Consider the following 18,449-nt stretch of genomic DNA (forward strand, 5'->3'; position numbering starts at 1 on the left):
TTGACAATATTCATTTATACAGTTAAAAACTGTAAATGCTCTCCGGGTTTTGAGAGGAATGTCTGCGGAGTCCCTTGAATTTGTACTTGACCTTTTTCGATGAGAACAATCCAATTAGCACGATGAATGACGCTAGGACGATGGGTAATTAAAATTGTGGTTTTACCTGTACGATGTTCCAAAAGCCGATCTAGAACATGAGCTTCACTCATGGGGTCTAGTCCGGCGGTAGCTTCATCTAAAATGAGTATAGGTGGATTTGTGAGAATTCCGCGAGCGATCGCTAATCTTTGTCTTTGTCCCCCAGAAAGATTTGCACCAAACTCCCCTAATACGGTTTGATATTTATTCGGTAATTGACTGATAAAACCATCTGCATCAGCAATATCACAAGCTTCAACTATGTCTTCAAAAGAAATATTAGGTGTACCCAAACGGAAGTTTTCCAAAATTGTCCGACTCCAAAAATGAGGTTCTTGGGGAACATAAACTACTTGTTGTCGGTAACAATCTAAAGCAATATCTTGGATATTAAAAAAACCAATGCGAATATTACCTGAATCTGGAACATATAGACCAGCTAATAATTTAGCTAAAGTGCTTTTACCACAGCCAGATTTACCAATTAAAGCAATAGTTTTTCCTCCAGGAAGCTGAAGAGAAAAATCATCTAATAAGTCAATTCTACCTGCGTGATGAAATTGAAGATGAGAGCAATTAATATCTGCCACACTAGAAATTTGTGCAGTTGGCTTTTGACTTCCTCCCACCACTTCCGGTGTCGCATCAATAACTTCTAATAATCGAGAAACTGCTGTTTGGGAACGAAAATATTCATCAACAAAGCCAACTAATGAGTTGATTAAAGCTAAAACATTGACTTGCAAAGTATTAAAAGCTAACATTTGTCCAATGCTTAAATTGCCTTTAATTACTAACATACTCCCCAATCCTAACAAGATAACACCACCAATTGTAGATATAATTTTAGCAATAGTCCCGTTGATAATTGCTATTTGAACCGTACTAAAAGCCAGATTTGCTAGACGACCAAACCGACTTTGAAACTCATCCCAAAATTGAGGAGCAGCATTTGTAGTTTTAATTACCTGTGCGCCCTTAAATGTTTCGACTAAAACACCTTGATTTTCTGCTCCTAAAACTAAGAGGCTGCGGGTTTTTTGCTGAAGAATTGGTAAAAAAGGTAAGGTTGATAAAGTCATAAAAGCAGCAATTAATAAAACTGCTATTGTTAATTGCCAGCTATAAAATAACATTAAGCAAAAAGAAATCACAGCAATAAAAAATTGGCTGGGTAAAACAATCACAATCTGGGATACTAATTGGTTAATTTCGCCAATATCTCGGAGTCGGCTAGTAATTTCTCCACTGCGACGAGATTCATAATAATTTAAGGGTAATTGCAGCAGTTTACGACCAAATTCCAAGACTAAACCCAATTGTAATCTTTGCCCAAAATGAGAAATCATTAAGGCTTGAAATACTTGTAAACCTCCACTAAATAAACTCATAACTACGACTGCGGAAACTACAACAGTGAGTAATTGCACATCTCCACGCACGAGAACATCATCTGTCAATAATTGAATTAAAACAGGAGTTCCTAAAGCTAGTAAACCCAGGACAATATTAATCATTAAAACCTGAGTTAATAAACCACGAAATGGTAAAATTCGGTAAAAAAACCGCGTGATACCACCTTTTGATTGTTCTTGGGGTTGTTCAAAAAAGCGGTCTGGATCTGGCTCTAATAAGAGCATTACGCCATTCCAAGCATTGGTTAATTCTTCTTTGGTCAGATAACGAAGTCCCACAGCCGGATCGGCAATAACGTATTTTTTGCCTTTTTTACCATATAAAACTACCCAATGATAGCCTTGCCAATGGATAATTGCAGGTAATGTAATTTCTGTAATTCTGTCTATGATTTCTGGAGAAGCTTTGACCGCTCTAGCATTGAAACCGAGATTTTCTGAACCTCGTTTTAAACCTAATAATGTTGTTCCTAATTGTCCAGTCCCCACAGCTTCTCGGCTTTTAATCATGCTTAAAAAGCGTCCATAGTGCTTGGTAATAGAAACTAAACAAGCTGCCCCACAGTCTTCTTCACTTAACTGTAAAGTACACTGATAATTTTGATGATTTTTAAAGATATTGAACATAATTATCCAAAAAAGTTTAGTAGGTTGAGTTGACGATAGGAAACCCAACTTTATGCAAGTCTTTGTTCTATTGTGCTGTTTTGTCGGGTTGTGCTATTACTTAACCAAACCTCAATCCTTATTTATAAATTGGTGATTAATTTACTTTTTCTGAGAATAAATTGCATGATAGTTTCTTGACGAGAAATAATGTCCGCGCGTCCTTCCATACCAGATTTGAGATCACATACATGATTTCCTTTTGCTAAAAATAGATTTTGTGGTTCAATATTTATTTGATAAGTAGCTACCTGGGGTGTGCTAATAATTGAATTATTTTGGGGAATTGCTAGGACATCTGCTCCAATTGTTTTTACAATTCCCTTGAGAGTTCCATAGTCTGGATAGGGACAAGCTGAAACCTGCATTTGTACTATTTGGCCAGGTTTTACTTTGTCAATATCTTTAGCAGAAACTTGAGCTTTAATGATTAAAGGAGCATCCACGGGAGCAATTTGAGCAAGAGCTTCACTGAGTTGTACAACCTGTCCAGGATTGCGAAGTTTGAGCTGCATGAGTGTGCCATTAGCTGGGGAACGAATCACACTTTTATTTAACTCATTGTCTAACTGTTGTAATTCTTGATGAGTGCGAATCTGTTGTTTTTGTAATTCTAACCGTTGCTGAATTAATGTTTCTCGTTCTTTTTTTAAAGCGGCTAAATTGCTTTCACCTCTGGCTTTTTCCTGCCTAATTTTTTCTAAGGCAATTGTCACATTTGCATTACTGGGATTAACGGCAATTTTGGCTTTTTGTAAGTTTATTTTGGCTAATTTAACAGCTTGTTCTTTTTCTTCTTGGAGATTTTTAGTGCTAGATTTAGCTTGTTCCAATTTGGCTTGAGCCGATTTAACAGCTTGTTCTTTTTCTTCAACTAAATTGCGAGATATTGCTCCTGATGTAACTATACTCTGTAAGCGATCGCGCTGTAAAGTAGCCAGTTTTAATGCTGCTTCTGCTTCTTGGACAGTGGCTATTAATACCCTTTCTTTTTGTAATCTTGCTAGTTGCTCATTTGCTAAATTTATCGCTATTTTAGCTTGTGTCATTTCCGCACCAGCTTTAATTTGCTGATCGTTATAGTTGCGCTTAGTTCCAGCCAATTCAGCTTGTACAGCTATAATTGTCCGCTCATTTAAGTTGGTTTGAGAAATTATTTGAGTATTGACCTGATTAATTTGAGCATCAATTTGAATAAGTTGTAATTGACTTTGCTGGATAGTATTTTGCAGTTGTCTTTTTTGAGATTGCAGTTGGGAGTCATCAATATAAGCAATTATTTCTCCCTTATTTACTAGCTGATCTTCTTTAACGACAATTCTTTTCACAGTTCCCGTCATGCCAGATTCAACTAACCGTAATTCTCCCAATGGTCGGATAGTTGCAGGGACTTTAACTGTGATGTTGTAATAGAGGACAGAAGTAAGACTCACAGCCACTACAAACATACTAATCATTACCCCCCCACCGATATGAATCCATTTACCGATATGGGGGAGAAACTCATTAGCTTCTAGTATATGCAAATCCTTTGTAGTCAAGTTATTTAAATTATAGGGAGAATTGTTATTTTGACTCTGTAAGGAGTTCACGGGATTACACCTTTGATTAGGACTAAAATAGTCTCACCTAAGATAGAAATTACTACTATCATGCAGCCGAAAAGTAACTATCTTAGGTAATAAATTGACAGCAATAAAAACAATTAAATTTCTCTATTCACATTGTGAAAATTAATTTGATCATCGGTTATAATTTAGTGAAGGGGGTAGAGATGGTTATGCCCTAGTTGTGGGAATTATCTTTCTCGAATCTTCGATGCGGATTAAGCGTGAAGAAAATGGGGGAGAAGAATCAAACTTTCTCAAAGTCCTCACTTACGTTGAGCAAGTTATTGTCATCTCCTCTAACCCCCTTTGTTGTCTAAAAAAGTTGTTGACTAGCAGTGCAGAGTAGCGAAAATAAGTAACGATTAAAAATCCTTAAAAAGCTGGTGTAATTTGCTTTTTTAGTTTTTAATTCTTAATTTTCAATACCACTCTCGGTACTAGTACAACACGGCGTAAATAAAATGACCATTAAAAGCTGCGAAAATTTGACTGATTGCAAGGCTTAAAAATGGTTCATTCACTTACGCCGCAGTGTACTAGTTTAGTGCTGCTTTGACATTGGGCAAATTATAGGCTTAGAGTCTCGTATTTACTGAATAACCGTACCAGTTGCACCTAATGTTCCAATTGCAGCTATAGGTCCAGGAGCTGCGACTGGGGCTGTAATTGCAGCATCAGTTGGTAGCACTGCTGGACCTAAAGCCCCTACACCAGCAGGAAGGTCTGCACCTAAACCTAAGAAATCTTGTCCCGCAGTCAATATGGTATTAGACTTACCTGCGGAGTTAGCACTACTACCTTGAGGACCGGAGACACTTGTTCCCATTAAAAGTGATCCTTTGTTAGCATAGTTACTAGCAGCTAGTTCAAAGTCAGCCCCACCAGTCACTATTTCTTGTTGCTGATCAGATAAAGCAACAATTAAATCGGATGCGTTGATTTGATTTAACACAATTATTAGCCTCACTTACGTAATTAGGTGTTCCATCACCTAACAACTCAACTATAAGCATTGTTGCCTAAGAATTCATAAACCTACGGGTAGAAAATAAAGTTTGCAAATTTACGTCTAAAAGTAGAGACAAAATAGTTTTTAATTACTAGAATAGTATTATTAAAAGATTAATCCTAGCTCACATAAAATCTGCACAATGTATATTTGTTGTTTTTACAGAAAACTCTGAATATATGAATTTATTCGGATTTCTACTCAACAGAAAATTAAATATCTATGTTTTTAGATATCTCTAATTTCAGAAAAATCATTTTGCTAGATCAGGAATTATTCAGTAATGAGAGAGTAACTGATTTAACAAATAAGCACAGGTAGCACTACCGATAGGAACTGTTAAATTATCTATGCCCAAAAAAGAAAAGGCTTCTAAAATCGTGGCGATTACGGCGACAATTAAGGAAACCATCCAAGTTTGCCAAATATTACCTTGAGTAACCAGTAAAAGAGTTACACAAATAAAATAACTAATTAAAGTCACTGTTAAAGAACCTTCCCAGCTTTTTTGAGAACCAAAAACCACATATTTATGTTTACCAAACCGTTTCCCAATTAAAGCAGCTAATCCATCTCCCCAAGCCATAGTCATAATTCCTAAAACAGCATATTGGGGTTGGTGTAAATACCAAAAAACACCCACTAAAACACCTATACTTACAGCATAGAAAAATGTTCCCAAACTTTGACGACCGACACTATTAATACCAGGAAGAATAGGGAATTGATAAGATAACAAGGTGATAATACCCGCAAAAATTGCCGCAGTAATTCCCACAAAAGAGGGAATATCTAACCACCAAGCAATTAAAATTACGTTACCTGTGCCAATATGCACGATTTTACGAATGATTTCTGGTTCGCTATCAGTAAAACGACTAACTACCCAAGCAATGCAGATAATTAATCCTACCCAAGCCGCAGCGGGGGCAATTTGCAGCGACAATGGGGAAAGGTTTTCTAAGCTGAGGAATGTGTTAAACAATGAGGGAATAGAGGTATTTTTAACTTTAATTCTACTTTATGAGCTTTGGACATGAAAATATTATTGATTTGGCTAATTAAGGGTTATCGCTTCTTTATTTCTCCCCTGTTTCCCCCAACTTGTCGCTTTCAACCTACTTGTTCTCTGTATGCGATTCAAGCTATTGAACAGTTTGGGGTATTTCGCGGTAGCTGGATGGCTATTATGCGGATTTTACGCTGTCATCCTTTTCATCCAGGAGGTTATGATCCTGTTCCAGATGTGAAAGAAAAATCTTGTTGTCAGCATGAAGAGTGAACACGGATTTAAGAGGATGTTTGAAAAGTGGTATTCCGTAATTTTCATCACATTGCTACCCCCCTTAGTCCCCCCTTGTAAAGGGGGGAAACAATAAAAAGGGTGGGGTAAAAAATATTTGATACATCAACCATAACTTTTCAAACACCCTCTTAGGGATTACTGGATTACACGGATAACTCGGCAAAGAAAGAAATATTTGAGCTTATGACATTACGAAAATATTCTGGTAGTTGTATAATACTTTATAGTCATTTAAAATAAATAAAAAAATGCAGCCTTTTAAAATTACATGGATTGGCACTATACTGGGCTTGATGTTTGTTATTATGCCATCTGTTGCCAAAGCTAATGATCCAGATATTTGTTTCATGGTGACATCCTCTGGGAAAAAAATCAGTTTGGGGGAAATGTGCAAGGTCAAACAATCAGCAGAAACGGTCAAACAACCAACTGTTTTGCGGATACCAATTAAACGTCGCGCAGCTAAAACTCCAATTATAGATGTTAGATTTAATGGTAATCAGGTTTTTGAGATGGTTTTTGATACGGGTGCAAGTGGTATTTTGATTACTCAACAAATGTCAAATGTCCTCAAACTCAAGGCTGGAGAAAAAATCAAGGCTAGTATTGCTGATGGTAGTATAATAGAATTGCAAACGGGGACAATTTCATCGGTAAGTGTTGGTGGTTTGGTTGTCAATAATCCTAAAGTTGCTGTTGCTCCCAAAGCTCAAATTGGTTTACTTGGTCAAGCTTTTTTTGATAATTATGATATTAAAATCTTTGATAAATACATAGAATTTCACAAGCGTTAAAAAAAGAGTTAAAAATTAGCAATTAAAATGCGACCTTATTACCAAATCCCCATTATTGAATGTGGTGAACCTTTAGTTAAGATTCCTCTAGAATTGTTTGCGGTGGAATCTCCTCACCCTTATCAAAAGTTAGGTGCTAATTATGGCGGAAATTCACCTTATTACTTGCGTCAAAGTGTTGTTGAAAATTTAATTCAGGCGCAAAATCATTTACAATTACTACATCCCCATTGGTCTATTCAAATATTCGATGCTTATCGGCCTGTAGCTGTCCAGCAATTTATGGTAGATTACAGCTTTGGGGAAGCGTTGCGAGAACGGGGTTTGACGGAAAAGGAATTATTACCCCAGCAACGGGAAGATATCTGGACAGCGGTTTATGAAATTTGGGCTGTACCCAGTTTAGATATGAAAACCCCTCCTCCCCACAGTACGGGGGCTGCGGTGGATATTACTCTAGTCAATGATGTTGGGGAAATTGTGGATATGGGTTCACCCATTGATGAGATGTCCGAGCGATCGCATCCAGAATATTATATTCATAGTCATCAAGGCTATAATGCTAACCGGCAATTATTACGGGATGTAATGTTAAAAGCTGGATTTCAACGCAATCCTAGAGAATGGTGGCATTTTTCTTTTGGTGATCAAATGTGGGCTTGGTTATATAATCAATCTCATCCCGAAACTGTGATGACAGCCCGTTATGGACGATTAAGTTAAATGAATTTATGTTTCGCGCAATCTCTAAGAGAGATCCCGCAGGGTAGGCACAAAGGAGCAAAGACGCAAAGTTTGATATTTTCAATAGGTTGTGTTATAATTTTTGATGCTACTAGTAAAGTTTTTATTTCACAGTTGATGTTGGAGAGGTGTCCGAGTGGTTGATGGTGACGCACTCGAAATGCGTTTTGGGGAAACTCAACGGGGGTTCGAATCCCCCCCTCTCCGTTGATTCAAATAATGATTATTGCGGTTTTTCTTCCTTTTGCTGCGGACTTTCCGGCACTTGATTTTGGTTTATTTCTACAGTGGGGACGACTACAGCCGAAGAATTTTCTGGTTGAGATTCCTGGGGTGGGGTGACTACGGGATTAGATTCCGGTGCAGTATTTTCTGGAGGTGGAGAAGCTTTCTGGGATTCTTTAGCGTCACGCAGGGTATCCATTAAGGATGGTGAAGAAGTCACAACCGGTGTTGATTTATTAATTGTAGTATTCGGGGTTGGAGTGGGCTGAGAGTTGTTATTCTCAGGGGCTTTTTCTTCATCACTACTATTATTAGTAGGAGTTGGTTCTGGGGAAACAGGAGTATTTTTGCGTTTTCTCCTGACTCTCAGTGGTACAGATTCATTAAAAGAGGAATTTTGAATTTTTTGATTTGGAGATGATGGTGATATTTCCACAACAGGTTTGGGTGGAATAGATTCGGAAGTAGATTGTTTAATAACTGGTTTAGGTGATGATTGTAAATTAGGTTTTGATAATATCCGCGTCATACTAAAACCTGCTGTAGCTGCAACCAAGGCAATACTAATGCTCACAATTCCCTTCGATACACCTGCTTTTTTGCCTGTATTTGCGACTTTTGATGGTGTAGCAATAGGATGGGAAGTGGCTTTTTTGAGGAAATTTTTGGATTTTAAATCCGATAAATTAATAGTCTGTACTGCTTGAGTCGCTAAAGTTGATGATGTCACATTTAGCCCATTTCCCGGTAGTAGTTGCAGCCATTCTGCTACTGTTGTCGGACGAAACTGAGGTTCTACAGCCATTCCTCGGCTAACTGCTTGATTCACAGCCCCACTCAGATGAGGTTGTAATTCACGGGGAGAGGGCATTTTTTCCCGATCTCGCAGTAATGCAGGTATAGGAACTTGTGCAGTTAACAGTGCATATAAAGTCGCTGCTAAACCATAAACATCTGTAGCTGCTGTTCGTTGTGCTTGGGTTAGATACTGTTCAATGGGTGCATAACCTTCACTGACTAAACCTGTATGTGTCTGTTTTGCCCCGTTATTAAATTCTCTAGCAATGCCAAAATCAATTAGCACTACTTCCTGCGTTCCTTGACGCAAAATAATATTATCTGGTTTAATATCTCGGTGCAATAAACCATTATTATGTACAACCTGCAATGCTGCGCCTATTTGACGGATATAATGAATGGCTGTAGCTTCTGGTAGGGGTATTCCTGGTAAAACAAATGCTGCACCTAAGGTGTCTCCGCGAATGTATTCCATCACCATATAAGGTAAACTATCTTCCTCAAAAAAGTCACTTACCCGGACAATATGAGGATGAACACAAGCGGCTAATCTTTTAGCTTCATCTTGAAATTGGCGCTGGAACTTAGGGAAATCGGGATCTTGTCGCAACCTCTCATTGATAGTTTTCATCACCACTTCTTGACCTAAATAGTGGTGCATAGCTTTAAAGGTAACACCAAATCCGCCCCGCCCTATTTCCTGGAGGATGGTATATTTTCCATTCTGCAAAATTGTACCTGCTATCATAGGGTTTTTCAGTCATGAACTACCCCATCTTACTTCGTTGAAGATGGGGTTTCCACATCCCCTTAAATTCATTGATCATGATCAATAAAAATTTATGAACTCTCAACCAGAAGAAGATTTGCAGCGTCGTCTCCAAAATCTAGCAGCAGAAATTAAATCTGCTGGTGTTAATCCTCCGCAACCAGAAGCACAGACACCTCTGACAGGGTTTTCTCAATGGAACTTGTATTTACAAAGATCCAGAAATTGGTTTAATAGTTTATCAACAATTAAAAAGCTGGCAGTCACAGGTATTGTCATGTTGTTAACTGTTTGGATGGTGCAAACAGTATTTGCTCTAGTTGCTTCTGTTATTAGTCTAGCGATGTTGGCAGTGTTAGTGTATCTTGGATACAAATTTTTTATTGCTAATAGAAAGGCAAAATAAGCAATAGCCTATTTTAATCATGCCAATAGTCGCGTAAAAAAAATCACAGGTAATTATTCAATGGCAAATCCAATGATCGGCAAAAGTAGTAGTCAGTCTAGCCGCTCCAAAGAACCGAAGAAAGCTAAAATTACACCATTAGCAACCAGGCGTTTTGTGGCTTGGACGGTGGAAATCACCCTCTTTATTGCCAGTGGTTTAGTTCCTTATGCTTTGGGCGTGTATGTAAATTCTCGGAGTGAGATCCAGCGAGTTCCTCTTAACCCTGTTCTCGTAGTCACAGAAAAAGCGATCGCTAGACCCCTCGCATTACCTGTCAGTTACGGTATTCGTAACGTCGCTTGGCCGACTAATATCTTATGGATATTAGCCCTATTATTACCCACCAGCTTCGGTGCTTGGCAATTATATTTATTAGCTAAAACTGGCAGCACCATTCCCAAACGGTGGTTTAGAGTGCGAGTAGTAACCGCAGCCGGAACAGCCCCAGGCTTAGGTGCAATTATAGTTAGAGAAGGATTAGGGCGTTGGACAGTACCAGTTTCTGCCGCTTATCTACTCTGGCGTTACAGCTTTATTTTCCCCAACTTAGCTCTGTTTACATCTTTAACGATGTTAATGATCCTAGCAGAGTCTAAGGGCTGGCCTGTCCAAAAGCACCGCCGCTCTTTCCATGATCAAATAGCAGGAACATACACAATAGATGCAACCAGCACGGTTAGTCATCCTGGGGAGCAGTCAACAATAAACGAAGCTGATGTAGATAGTGCTGCAACTCAAAAATCTAGTTCCACTCCAGTCCCCAAAAATAATTCTTATCTCAGTCTGTTTTTGGTAGGGCTGACTAGTATGATTGCTGTACTATCAACTTTAGTCGGTACACAAATCTATATCCAAACCCAAGAAAGCCAACGGAGAAGCGAACAAACTAATAGTCAAAAGTTTATCGAACTCATCAAAGCACTAAATCCCAGCAGCGGTGTTACTAATGAAGATCGACAAAGAGCAGTGTTAGCCTTGGGGACTATAGATGATAAACAATCCATCAAATTATTAATTGACTTATTAGTCAAGGAAACAGACCCCAAAACCCTGGATACTATTCAACAAGCTTTAACTAATACTGGTTTTAAAGCTATCCCGGAATTAAACCGGATGAATCAGTTTCTCGCGGAAGAACTAGCATCTATGGGTAAAAGTCCTAATTCGGACATTAGACAAAACCAGTTAATTCTGACTCAGCAGGTAATTAATAAAATTCTGGCTGTCTATAGTGGCAAAATTAACAATATTGACTTGAGTAAAGCTGAATTAGGTTCTCAAGCATCTGGAGGAAAGTCCTTATTTAACCTGGTATTAAACAACATTGATTTATCAGGAATTGTCTTGAAATCGGCAAATCTTAACCAAGCTAATTTCCAAGGTAGCCGTTTTCGCAGCGTCGGTGAAGATGGACGTTGGGATACTTACGATGATGTGATTGCAGATTTAAGCAACGTCCAGTTAAAGGCAGCTAATTTAAGTAATACTAACTTGAGCCGTGTTTCCATGAGTCGGAGTGATTTAAGTCGGGCTAATCTCAACAAAGCCAACTTATCCTACACCCGCTTATTTGCTGCTAATCTCAGTAGTACCCAGTTAGTAGGTACAGATTTACGAAATGCGATTTTAGAAAATGCCAGCTTGATAAATGCAGATTTAAGCAATGCTAATTTAACAGAAGCAAATTTATATGCTGCTCGTTTAGTGCGTGTTTCTGCTATTGGGACACAATTAGCTTATGCAAATTTAACCAAAACTGATTGGCAAGGTGCAGATTTATCTGAAGCCTATTTAGATTATGCTAATCTCAGTGATGCTAACTTAACTGCTACTCGGCTGACTGGTGTTAGTTTGCGTTCCGCTAACTTAGAAAACGCCAATTTGCAAAATGCTGATTTAAGTCGGGCTGATTTACGAAAAGCAAATGTGGACGGAGCAAATTTTCAAGGTACAATCCTCTTTGTCGGTAAACAAAATCCCGCAGATCAGTTTGTGGAAACACCTGATATTGGTTCTCAAAATGCCTCAATCAAAGGAGTAGATTTTACTAAAGCTAAAAATTTAGATCCTCAACAACTGGCATTTATTTGTACTCAAGGTGGACTACATTCTCGTTGTCCATAATGGCATGAGGGGATGAGGGGATGAGGTGCAACCCAACAAATGCGTTGGGTTTCATGCTTCAACCCAACCTACGAATCAAGGCTTTTTTCAATTTAGCGAAGGTATTGCTAAGTTATATTAAATACAGATTGTGTCAGGAGTAGGGTAATGAAGCATTTTCAGTGTTGGCTTGGGGTAATGGGAATGGGAACCGTTTTGAGTTTAGCTGTAAACTCTCAACCAGTACAAGCTCAGGTAGCTTATGGTAGCTATGTTGGTATTGGTCCAACTGTGGGATTGACAGATGGTACGCAATTGGGTGGAGTCCTGGCTTTTCGTTACAAGTTACTAGAAACACCCATTTCTTTCCGCGCTCAAACGTTAATTGGTAAAGGCACAGCCATAGTCCCGACTGTTTCCTATGACCTCCCTCTCAACTGGCAAACTGATGTTTATTTAGGTGCTGGTTTAGTCTTAACTAGTGGTGATACAGCTTCTCCTGTAGGTAATAAAATTAGCTTTGCTTTGCAACCAGGCATTGATTATGTTATTCCTAATAGTAATACTGTGATTTTTGGTAATGCTATTATTGCTTTTGATGCCTACCGGAATACTGGTGGTACAGCTTTATCTTTACAGGGTGGAGTTGGGTTAAGGTTTTAATTCGTTATTTGTCATTGGTAAGAATTTTTTAATTTTTGAGTTCTTGAAAAGATGGTGCTGAACCGAGATGAACCGAGAAAAATTAGAGTTTTACTTAACAGATATAGAAACTCCTGTAGGTAAGGTAATTAGTGTAACTATTGCTTTATTGGTTTTAGTATCTTCGGGAATTTTTGTCGCGGAAACCTATGATCTCTCTCAAGAAGCTCGCTGGCAGTTAAGAGGATTAGATGATTGCATATTAATGATTTTTGCTGGGGAATATTTACTCCGCTTATGGAGTACAAAAAATAGAATTAAATATATTCTGAGTTTTTATGCAATTATTGATTTAATCTCAATTTTGCCATCTTTTATCGGATTGGTAGATATTAGTTTTATTCGGTTATTCCGCTGGGTGAGAATTCTCCGTTTACTGAGATTTATTGATAAAAAATTTTTATTTGGTAGTATTAGTAATGAAGATAGTGTAATTTTTGCCAGAATATTATTTACTTTATTTGCTATAGTTTTTATTTTTTCTGGCTTCATTTATCAAGTTGAACATCCAGTTAATCCTCAGAATTTTGATACTTTTTTAGATGCCTTTTATTTCTCCGTTGTCACAATGACAACGGTGGGATTTGGTGATGTGATTCCCATTTCTGAATTAGGTCGGTTACTGACAGTATTGATGATTTTAACAGGAGTGGCTCTGATTCCGTGGCAAATTGGCGACTTAATTAGACGATTGGTAAAAACTGCAAATCAGGTGGAAACTGTTTGTCAAGGGTGCGGTTTAGCGTTTCATGATACAGATGCTGGATTTTGTAAAAGGTGTGGTAAACAATTGATAATTGATCCTTAAATAGGTGCTAGAGAATAGGGAATAGAAAGTATTCTTTTTAAAAGATGGGTAGCCCAAAAAAAACAGTGTCATTATTTCCATCTCATGTTTTTAAACATGAGTTTTTTCTGTTCCCTCTGAAAGTTGAAATTTAGCAGCAGGAGTCAGGAGTTAGGTCAATTTTCTCCAGTAGGAGATTCAAAATTCACATCTTCATAGACATCTTCTATCGGACAGTGAAAATCTACACTTGCTAAATGCACATTTTCCCCTTGTCCATAACTGTAAAATCCCCACTGTCCCTCGGAATTACGCCGGAAAATTTCGACATTTACCCGCGTTTGACTTATCAACACATATTCCTGAAGTGATTCTAAATTTCGATAGTCAGCAAATTTATCACCTCTATCAAAGGCTTCTGTTGTGGGAGATAAAACTTCGATAATTAAACAGGGATAACGCAAAAAGTTATTAAAGGCTTTATCTTTTTGGTCGCAACTGACTATGACATCAGGATAGTAATAGGTATTAATTGATTCAATATGTGCCTTGGTATCGGCAATGTAAGCTTGACAGCCACGGCCACGCAGATGATTTCTCAGCAGAGAAGCAATATTGAGTGTAATAATGACATGAGTATTACTAGCCCCTGCCATTGCGTACACTTCTCCGTCTCTGTATTCATGCTTAATAGGGCTGGTTTCTTCCCCTTGGAGATATTCGACGGGGGAAAGATAGTTATAGCTGGGAGTTGCAATCATAGATATCAATTGGGTGGTAATTTGGGGTGTGCTTCCGAGTATTTACTGACTGTAGCAGAAACTTCTGGGTTATAAAGTCGCAGATAATTCCAGTAATTACCAAAAACTTGCCGAACATAATTTTTAGTTTCATCAAAAGGAATTCCTTCCACAAACTCATCTGGATCTTGTTTGGGGATGGTTTGCAGCCATTTGGCAACGTTACCAGGTCCGGCATTATAACTAGCGATCGCTAACATGGAATTATTGCCGTACTGTTGATGGGTATAATCTAAATACCAAGTCCCCAACATAATGTTATCGCTGGGATTTTCTAGATTGATTTTTTTAAAATCTAAACCGATTTGTGGGGCTATCCATGCCCCTGTACTGGGCATAATTTGCATTAAACCAGTTGCACCAACGGGGGATTTAACTTTCGCCTGAAAGCGAGATTCTTGGCGCATTAAAGCCGTAACTAACAGGGGATTAAGTTGCCGGGAAGTAGACCATTTTTCAATTTCTTTAAAATAAGGAAAGGGATAACGGGCTTGCCAATAAATAGCTTGTTGACTTAAAGCTGCATATTCGGCTTTTTCAGCGGGTGTTTCTCGGTCTTCTAATTTAGCAATTTTGTCAATACCAATGAGATATTCACCTTTAGTTAATTTCATCAACCCTTCGGTAAATTGTTCCGCGACACTAGGCTGATTTTTATTTTTAAATTCTGTTTTCCATTGCAACCAGGCATCACGATCTTGCCCCAGCAAATACAATTCATGAAAAGTCTCAGAACCCGCTGGTGGAACAGGACGTTGCGGGGGGATAATTGCCGGATTCATCACGCGCAGATTGTTAAAATCTCCCACATTTAAACCCAAAATACTCGCAGAACGCCAGGCATAATAAGAGTAAGGAAATTCACTAATTACAGACTTATAAGCAGTAATAGCTTCCTGTTGCTTGCCTAGTGTCGTTGCCCATTTACCTACCCAAAATCCGGCTCTAGGGGCTAAAATACTAGTTTTGTTATTAATAGTAATTGGTTGCGCCCATTGCCACGCACCTAGATAGTCGTTGTTTTTAGCTTTAGTTTGGGCAATTTTCCAGCGAAATTCAGCGGCTTCATCACTGCTACTATATTTACCTACTAATAATTTCCATGTTGTGTTAGCTGATTGATTATCTTTGAGACTATCCAGCAAAGTCCCTTTTTTAATTAATGCTTGAGGTGCTTGATCAGGAAATTGACTAATTACTTGGTCGAGATAGATAATAGAGTCTTTACCCTTAGCTATGTCGGACAATCTTAATAGGGCTATAGCTGTTTCTTTGGCTGTGGGAAACTTTTGTAGCAGTTGTTTATAAACTTCAATGGCTTGATCTTGTTCTTTATTTAATTGTAATCCTCTGGCGATGCGGTAGAGGTTGGTAGCGGTTTTTGGTGCTTGAATATAAGCATTTTTAGCTTTGGTAAATTCATTGTTATCCCAATAGACTGAACCAATCAGTTCCCAATCTGCGGGTTTGAGTTGTGGCTGTTTTATTAACTGATTTAATACACCCACAATTCCTGGTTCGTCAGCGGCGTATTTAGCTAAGATTAATTGTAACTTAGGCTGATTAGGATTATCTTTTAAGCGTTTGCGGATAATTTCCCAAGTGAGGGGATGGGAGGGAAATTGAGCGATCGCTTGATCAGACAATTTTGGTTGAGCGATCGCATATATAGCTTTAACTGCGGCTGCTTCTTTACCATATTCCTTTAACACCCTGCGGCGCAAATCGGAAGCTTGCTTATCTTCGCCCAAAATATCATGAGCCTGGGCTTGTTTAAGTAAAATATAAGGTGCTAATACAGGATAATCTTTTTCCAGTCCTGTCAATAAACTCAGGGCTTTTTTCCCTTGAGAAGTTTCTACGTAATCACAAGAGAGCAGATAACGGGCGCGTTCCCGATCTGGGGAACTACCTGTTTGGGCAATTTCCGTGAGTTTGGTTAATCTTTCTGGTACAGATTGAGACAATAGAGAAAATACAACTGACTTAACTTTGGTAGCCTCAGATAATTTTTCCGGCTTACCCTGACTCAAGTTCAACCATTGACTCACGGTTTTGCCAACTTGGGGGGCTGACACCATTGCCCCGGCTAAAAAGGCACATAGTCCAGCGCCCGCAAGTAGATAAATTTGTGTTTTCTGTAGTTTTTTGAACATTGATACTCACTGATTGCCTAGTGTCTCACGGGGAAAGTTGGCGATTAATCTTCTGGCAACTTTATCATTAGGGTAACATCCCTGACCAATTTTTACGGCTATGATGCAGGACTTTCCGCCTATTTGGATAAATATAATCTCTCTTCGAGTTTGTGGCAATGGGTCGAAATGGCAAGCAGTTATTATGGCGTTAATATTTTATGTACACTACTATTGGTCAATTATCTGATTCCACTTGTTTAATTACCTCTAAAGGTAACTCTAATACCTCTGCAATTTGCTCATCATTTAAGCCGAAATACCTTAATTTACTAATTTTTTCTATCTGAGTTTTATTCTGATCTTTTTGCTTCAATTTAGAATTACCAGCATGACTTTTATCTGGTTTAGTTTTAGGTTGTTTAGAACCAATATTTATACAGCCATTTCCAAATATATTACTACTATTATTAACCAAAGAAATATTCACATTTCCCTGTCGTTCTAGAACTGATTTAAGATTACTTTTATCAACTGGTTCATCAAAAATATCAGATAACATTTTTAAAAGTTCGTAACCTACATCTTTTGCATGACCCGCGCTACAACCACAATTTTCGGCAATATCAGCATACTTTTGATACTTTAGTGTTCCCTCAATAACTCCACGTTGCAAGTCATTGAGACGTTTGCCTGTATTGAGATAGACAGCCTCATCCACAAGTTGTAGTAGTTCGTTAACCTGCATGGCTAAAAATGTAACGCGACACAAGTAATAATAGCACACATTATCCGTATATTTCCGCTTTTTTCCGTCTGTTTGTAATTTTTTTTTGCGATCCGCTTTTTTCCGCTTTTCAGGTTTAGGTAAGTGGTGTAGGGTGGGTCAAGATAAACACGAGTTCAAAATTGGGTAAATCTATCAGAAATAAGCGATAAATATGAGTAATTCTAACATTTCTCGGAAGTGGACTATTAAAATAGTAGTATTTTTACTAGCATTAATACTTACTATTGGTGTGGGGTTTATTTTTAGATCCCTCAATTCTGGTATTGAAGTCAAAGTGACTGATATTCCTAAAGGAGAAAGTGATAAAAAAGTTGGGCAAGTTATAACAGCAAGTCAATCAAAATCTATTGAAAGTAATGGTGTTAGAATAACTTTTCCTCAATTACACACCAAAAAAAATGGTGCAAATCAGCAAGAACAAAAATCTAAACAGACTACCATTGTAGCAGCTACTTTTAAAGATAAAGTTAGATTGATAGATTTCTTTGTAACAGGCATTAATGAAAAACCAGAATTGAGTTTTAAATCAACCGCGCGGGGGTTGGTATTTATGAATCCTCTTTTTTATGGATTATCTTTTGAAAAACGAGTAAATATTTTTCAGGCTATTGAACAAAATAGCAAATTTCAAGATTTGGTTAAAGCTGTAGTTGCCTCTAGTTCTCTTTTGGATGAAGAGGTAATTAATTTATCTACAGATATTGCCATCAAGATTGCTAAAGACAATAATTTGTTTATTGCTGACAAAAAAACGAGTTACTTACCTTCTGATATTAATTTTAATAAGACTAAAAATAATGATATTTCTGGTAATATCAAGCAAAAAAATCCATTACAAATATTATCAAATTGGTTGATACCTGCCGTGAAAGCTCAGTCTAATAACCCCAATAAATCAAAACTAGAATATAATTTAACTCAGCAATTACCTAATGATAAATTATTGTTTGATAAGATTTCTTTTGATTATCCAATTTGGCATGGAATGAAACTAGATGCTAGTGATGGTGTAATCAAAATCACAGGAACTTCTCCACTTGTACAGCAAGTTATAGTAGTTCCAAAAGACAAACTAAAAACTACAAATATTGGCAATGATGATTATGGTGGTGCAAAAAAATTGGTTCTACCGTTCCCCTTATGATCAAACATCCTTTTAATATATCCAAAACCATTGGTGTACATGGGTTTAATCTAAATTAATAAG

Annotated in this window: 16 protein-coding genes and 1 tRNA gene; 9 read left to right on the top strand and 8 right to left on the bottom strand. The window is 37.8% G+C overall.

Annotated elements, in window-relative coordinates:
* Nucleotides 1-14 precede the first annotated feature (14 nt).
* From AN490_RS22630 to AN490_RS22645, 4 genes are all read right to left on the bottom strand, one after another.
* The gene (locus AN490_RS22630; protein WP_015081357.1) at nt 15-2,183 is read right to left on the bottom strand and encodes a peptidase domain-containing ABC transporter; all 2,169 of its coding nucleotides are present in this window, start codon (nt 2,181-2,183) and stop codon (nt 15-17) included.
* A gap of 122 nt (nt 2,184-2,305) precedes the next feature.
* Entirely contained in the window at nt 2,306-3,814 is a 1,509-nt protein-coding gene (locus AN490_RS22635; protein WP_300007243.1) for an HlyD family efflux transporter periplasmic adaptor subunit, read from the bottom strand.
* Between the two features lie 607 nt (nt 3,815-4,421).
* On the bottom strand, nt 4,422-4,784 hold the full coding sequence (locus AN490_RS22640) for a CTB family bacteriocin (protein WP_300007245.1): 363 nt from the start codon (nt 4,782-4,784) through the stop codon (nt 4,422-4,424).
* A gap of 334 nt (nt 4,785-5,118) precedes the next feature.
* Nucleotides 5,119-5,826, bottom strand: coding sequence for a diacylglycerol/polyprenol kinase family protein (locus AN490_RS22645; RefSeq protein WP_300007247.1), 708 nt, complete (start codon nt 5,824-5,826; stop codon nt 5,119-5,121).
* Nucleotides 5,827-5,877: 51 nt separating this feature from the next.
* Between AN490_RS22645 and yidD the strand changes: the two genes are divergently transcribed.
* The 4 genes from yidD (at nt 5,878) to AN490_RS22665 (ending at nt 7,892) form a co-directional block, all read left to right on the top strand.
* Nucleotides 5,878-6,123 (top strand): membrane protein insertion efficiency factor YidD, encoded by a 246-nt coding sequence (gene yidD / locus AN490_RS22650; protein ID WP_300007249.1) that lies wholly within the window; start codon nt 5,878-5,880, stop codon nt 6,121-6,123.
* Nucleotides 6,124-6,395: 272 nt separating this feature from the next.
* Complete coding sequence (locus AN490_RS22655; protein ID WP_300007251.1) at nt 6,396-6,941, top strand: retropepsin-like aspartic protease; 546 nt, start codon at nt 6,396-6,398, stop codon at nt 6,939-6,941.
* A gap of 27 nt (nt 6,942-6,968) precedes the next feature.
* On the top strand, nt 6,969-7,664 hold the full coding sequence (locus tag AN490_RS22660) for a M15 family metallopeptidase (protein WP_300007253.1): 696 nt from the start codon (nt 6,969-6,971) through the stop codon (nt 7,662-7,664).
* Nucleotides 7,665-7,807: 143 nt separating this feature from the next.
* Nucleotides 7,808-7,892, top strand: a tRNA-Ser gene (locus AN490_RS22665).
* A gap of 16 nt (nt 7,893-7,908) precedes the next feature.
* Here the strand turns inward: AN490_RS22665 and AN490_RS22670 are convergent.
* Nucleotides 7,909-9,456, bottom strand: a complete 1,548-nt coding sequence (locus tag AN490_RS22670; protein WP_300007256.1) for a protein kinase — start codon at nt 9,454-9,456, stop codon at nt 7,909-7,911.
* 94 nt (nt 9,457-9,550) lie between these two features.
* On the opposite strand from AN490_RS22670, the gene AN490_RS22675 reads away from it, so the two are divergent.
* The 4 genes from AN490_RS22675 to AN490_RS22690 all read left to right on the top strand — a co-directional run bounded on the left by AN490_RS22675 (nt 9,551) and on the right by AN490_RS22690 (nt 13,538).
* Nucleotides 9,551-9,883: a hypothetical protein gene (locus AN490_RS22675; protein WP_213710662.1), complete on the top strand. Its 333-nt coding sequence runs from the start codon at nt 9,551-9,553 to the stop codon at nt 9,881-9,883.
* A 60-nt stretch (nt 9,884-9,943) separates the two neighbouring features.
* Nucleotides 9,944-12,049, top strand: a complete 2,106-nt coding sequence (locus tag AN490_RS22680) for a pentapeptide repeat-containing protein (RefSeq protein ID WP_300007259.1) — start codon at nt 9,944-9,946, stop codon at nt 12,047-12,049.
* A gap of 147 nt (nt 12,050-12,196) precedes the next feature.
* Nucleotides 12,197-12,691: a hypothetical protein gene (locus tag AN490_RS22685; protein WP_213799997.1), complete on the top strand. Its 495-nt coding sequence runs from the start codon at nt 12,197-12,199 to the stop codon at nt 12,689-12,691.
* Nucleotides 12,692-12,758: 67 nt separating this feature from the next.
* Nucleotides 12,759-13,538 carry an ion transporter gene (locus AN490_RS22690; protein WP_300007262.1) on the top strand — a complete coding sequence of 260 codons (780 nt, stop codon included), beginning with the start codon at nt 12,759-12,761 and terminating at the stop codon, nt 13,536-13,538.
* Nucleotides 13,539-13,693: 155 nt separating this feature from the next.
* Here the strand turns inward: AN490_RS22690 and AN490_RS22695 are convergent, their stop codons facing one another.
* The 3 genes from AN490_RS22695 to AN490_RS22705 all read right to left on the bottom strand — a co-directional run bounded on the left by AN490_RS22695 (nt 13,694) and on the right by AN490_RS22705 (nt 17,200).
* Nucleotides 13,694-14,278: a Uma2 family endonuclease gene (locus AN490_RS22695; RefSeq protein WP_015081344.1), complete on the bottom strand. Its 585-nt coding sequence runs from the start codon at nt 14,276-14,278 to the stop codon at nt 13,694-13,696.
* A 5-nt stretch (nt 14,279-14,283) separates the two neighbouring features.
* On the bottom strand, nt 14,284-16,473 hold the full coding sequence (locus AN490_RS22700) for a transglycosylase SLT domain-containing protein (RefSeq protein ID WP_300007265.1): 2,190 nt from the start codon (nt 16,471-16,473) through the stop codon (nt 14,284-14,286).
* 217 nt (nt 16,474-16,690) lie between these two features.
* Complete coding sequence (locus AN490_RS22705; RefSeq protein WP_300007267.1) at nt 16,691-17,200, bottom strand: hypothetical protein; 510 nt, start codon at nt 17,198-17,200, stop codon at nt 16,691-16,693.
* Nucleotides 17,201-17,393: 193 nt separating this feature from the next.
* Here AN490_RS22705 and AN490_RS22710 point away from each other — a divergent pair, with 193 nt between their 5' ends.
* Complete coding sequence (locus tag AN490_RS22710; protein WP_300007269.1) at nt 17,394-18,386, top strand: hypothetical protein; 993 nt, start codon at nt 17,394-17,396, stop codon at nt 18,384-18,386.
* Nucleotides 18,387-18,449 lie beyond the last annotated feature (63 nt).

The organism is Anabaena sp. AL09 (genome assembly GCF_001672255.1).
Lineage (GTDB): Bacteria > Cyanobacteriota > Cyanobacteriia > Cyanobacteriales > Nostocaceae > Dolichospermum > Dolichospermum lemmermannii.